A 3,361-nucleotide genomic window follows, 5' to 3' on the forward strand; every position below is an offset into this window, starting at 1 on the left:
GATCACATACTACAACGAAAAACGCCCACACTCATCGCATGGGCTGCTGACGCCCGGTGAGGCTTATGATACCCACAATCAACACCTGAAAGTCGCCGCCTGACATGAACCCAATGCTATAGCTTGGCTCGGCGGAAAACTGGTCTAAAATCTAGGACCACCTCTCCTCGAGGTTCAGCCCCTTTGTTTTGCTGTCAGAAAACATGCACTCGATGAACCAGCGCCATCGGTAATATCGCAGGATGCGCAATCCGCGAAGCGGCTCGGAGCAGGCAATGATGAGCAACTCACCTCCTTTGATACGCTTTGCGCCAAAGTGAAGTTCAAGGGCCGGCTGACCTGGCTTGGCTGGCAGGGTTGCAGTAAAGCCGCGCTCCCCCTTGCAGCGTGACAGGTAAGTACGCAGCGGGTACTCGCGCCCCTCAACGACAACGAGGGGTGGATTCCGGTAGGGGGCATGATCGTATCATAAGGCGGTAACGGTTTGTTTTTTCCACCTGTACTCGCCTGTGAGAAGGATATGCGCCCATCCGAGAGGCGAGATGTGCGCCAGAAGCTCGTGCGAACAATCCAGACCGGCACGTCTTCGTGCCGCAACTGCCTGTCCGAGATATTTTGTATTCCAGTAGATGATGATGGCCGCCAACAGGTTTAACCCGGCCATGCGATAGTGCTGCCCCTCGGGGGTTCGGTCGCGGATTTCACCCTGCCTCCCGATGCGCAGGGCGTTTTTCAGGGCGTGATGGGCCTCGCCCTTGTTCAGCCCCACCTGAGCACGGCGCTGCATGTCGGCATCAAGCAACCAGTCAATGATGAAGAGTGTGCGCTCGATGCGGCCGATTTCGCGCAAGGCCACGGCCAGTTCGTGCTGTCGGGGATAGGCAGCGAACTTTTTGAGCAACTGACTGGGCGGCATGATGCCCGCCGCCATCGTGGCCACGGCCCGCAGGATGTCCGGCCAATTCTGGACGATGAGGTCCTCCCTGATCTTGCCGCCGATCAGGCTTCGTAACTCCTTAGGCGCTGCGGCCGGGTCGAAGAGATAGAGCCGCTTCGAGGGCAGATCGCGGATGCGCGGCATAAACCTGAAGGCCAGCAGCGAGGTGACGGCAAAGACGTGGTCGGTAAAACCGCCTGTGTCTGAGCTTTGGTAACCGCTCCATTGAGCTTGCAGTTACCCATAAGTGTCTGGTGACGGCGTTGCGATGCGGGCTCCTTCGACGAGGTCGGCGAGGCGGGAGAAGCCTCGCCATATGACGGTCGTCCCCGGTGGCGCGTCGGACGCCCGGTCGAGATAGCCTCCGAGGCGCGCGACCGCCCTGACATAGAATTCAAGATTGCGCGGTTCTTGCCGCCTTCTACCCGGGGTCGCGTTTTCTAGCATGCGGCGCTCCGCTTCGGTGAAAACGGCAGCCGGCGACGCTTCAGGTGCTTCGCGGCTCAGCATCGTCAGCCATGACACGCGCCATGCCACGACGCAGCACAACGCGATGCAGTTGGCCAGGCGATCAGCCGTGGCCAAGCGTATCTCTTCGATCCGGCACCCAGTTTTCAGGGTCCGGAAGAAGGTCTCGATCTTCCAGCGCAGCGCGTACCATTCGAGCTTGTGTACAGCGTCCGCGTGGGTCGCCACCGGCAGGTTCGTGATCAGTTTCCAGAAGACGGGTGCCCGGCCTTCCGGCGGGTCGAACTCCTCGGCGTGGATGATCTGGAGGTCCTGATGCCGGTATTTCCGCTGCTTTCCGATCGGCGGCCGGACCGTCATCGTTGCGTGCCGGACCGACAGCACAGCACAATGGTCCTTGCCCTGCGCGTCGCGGAACCGGACTTCGTGGGTTCCGCTGGACTGCACCTCGGCCATCACCTTGGCAATGGTTGTGCCGCCATCCTCCGCCAAGCGGTCGACACAACTCCGAACGAGGAAGTTTGTCCCGAGTTCTTCGGCCAGGCAGTAAAGCTCATAGATGTCGCTTTCCCGATCGCCGATATGCACACAGCGTTCGGGCGCGCCTGCCAGCTCGGTGGAAAGGCGCAGGTTATCAAGCCAGCGCATGCTTTCCTTCTGCTCGATCGGCACCCGGGTCGGATTGATCTTGCGCTTGAGCGCGGCGGTCCCCTTGAACTTTGCGCGCGACCAGAACTTGGCGGCGGTCAACCCCAGCGGCAGCCCGTCAGACGTGATCGCCAGGCTGGCGTGCATCAGGAGCCCGCAGACCGCATGTTTCTGGTAGCGGCCTTCCTTCAGCTTTCGTCCGGTCGATACCTTCGTGAACCCGATCTTCTCCGGAGCCGAACGCTTGAAGGAGAATTCCGTAGTGTCTTGCAGGATCAGGATGGGACCGTCGGTTGCCTGGATGCGCAGGGCAGAGGCGGCGAAATGGCCCTCAAGGATCTTGTCTTCGCTGACATTCCCGTTGGAAAAGAAACGGTAAGCCGCCTTTGTGTTCGACCAGTCCTGGAACGCCGTGGGCAGCGATTCCCCAGGTCGTTCCCCGAGAGCCTCGAGCATTGCCCCGAGCCGCCGGTTCAGCCGGAGGTCACCCAAATCACACCCGGCGGTTTCCGTTTCCACCCAATTCTGCCCCATGTCCGCACCTCAATCATTCGGGGCCATATGACGAATCATGATCGGGTCTTCTCGGGCAAGACCAAGTCTTGTGGGTGAATCAATTCGCCACACGACTTGTGGGTAACTTCAAGCCGATGGGGGCCGTCTGACTTCGGCGAGGGTTCGATGATAAGTCCGGCCTTATGTCCGATTTCATTTCTCGCCCTCAAATCGAAGTTCTTTCCGTGGCCGATGGCATTCGTCGTCGGCAGTGGTCGGATGAGGATAAGCTACGGATCGTAGGGGAAAGTTTTGTCGGCCACCGGCAAGTGGCAGCCACGGCGCGGCGGCATGGCATGTGCCGGTCGCTGTTGACGATCTGGCGTCGACAGTATCGCAACGGTGAGCAGGGTGCGCCCCGCCCGGCATCCTTTACTCCGGTAACCGTGACGAAAGACATCGCGGCCTCCCAGCCTTCGGCCTGTTGATCTCCCTGATCTCTCCCGGACCTCGCAGGTGGAGATTGCTCTGCCCAATGGCCGTCGGCTTATCGTGCCCATCTTGGTCGACCCGGAAGCGCTTGGCCGGATCCTGTCAGTGGTGGACGGTCAATGATCGCGTTTCCGGCGGGCGTGAAGGTTTGGATCGCGGGTGGCGTCACCGACATGCGGCGTCGCCAGCGGTTTCTCGAACCGTGTATGGATGGCACCCGCGGGGCAAGGGCGGATCGGTCAAGTCTGGCTTTTGGTCAGTTGCGGCCATGTATACGGCGTCTGAATTGCAGTTCACTTACTGCGCGCCCTGATGAATTCC

3 protein-coding genes and 1 pseudogene are annotated in these 3,361 nt (G+C 60.3%); 2 read left to right on the forward strand and 2 right to left on the reverse strand.

Features of this window, described 5'->3' with window-relative positions:
• Positions 1-466: 466 nt before the first annotated feature.
• Together BV911_RS18550 and BV911_RS18555 are read right to left on the reverse strand one after the other, a co-directional pair.
• Positions 467-1,150 (reverse strand): annotated as a pseudogene (locus BV911_RS18550) (Tn3 family transposase); the annotation flags it as partial.
• Between the two features lie 24 nt (positions 1,151-1,174).
• Positions 1,175-2,587, reverse strand: coding sequence for an IS4 family transposase (locus tag BV911_RS18555; protein WP_086055025.1), 1,413 nt, complete (start codon positions 2,585-2,587; stop codon positions 1,175-1,177).
• A gap of 164 nt (positions 2,588-2,751) precedes the next feature.
• Between BV911_RS18555 and BV911_RS18560 the strand changes: the two genes are divergently transcribed.
• Together BV911_RS18560 and BV911_RS19895 are read left to right on the forward strand one after the other, a co-directional pair.
• A complete protein-coding gene (locus BV911_RS18560; RefSeq protein ID WP_240512370.1) occupies positions 2,752-3,036 on the forward strand; it encodes a transposase in 285 nt (94 codons plus the stop codon).
• Positions 3,037-3,159: 123 nt separating this feature from the next.
• On the forward strand, positions 3,160-3,361 hold a 202-nt coding region (locus tag BV911_RS19895; RefSeq protein WP_205963918.1), incomplete at its 3' end, for a hypothetical protein.

The organism is Pseudoruegeria sp. SK021 (assembly GCF_002119405.1).
Classification (GTDB): Bacteria; Pseudomonadota; Alphaproteobacteria; order Rhodobacterales; family Rhodobacteraceae; genus Meridianimarinicoccus.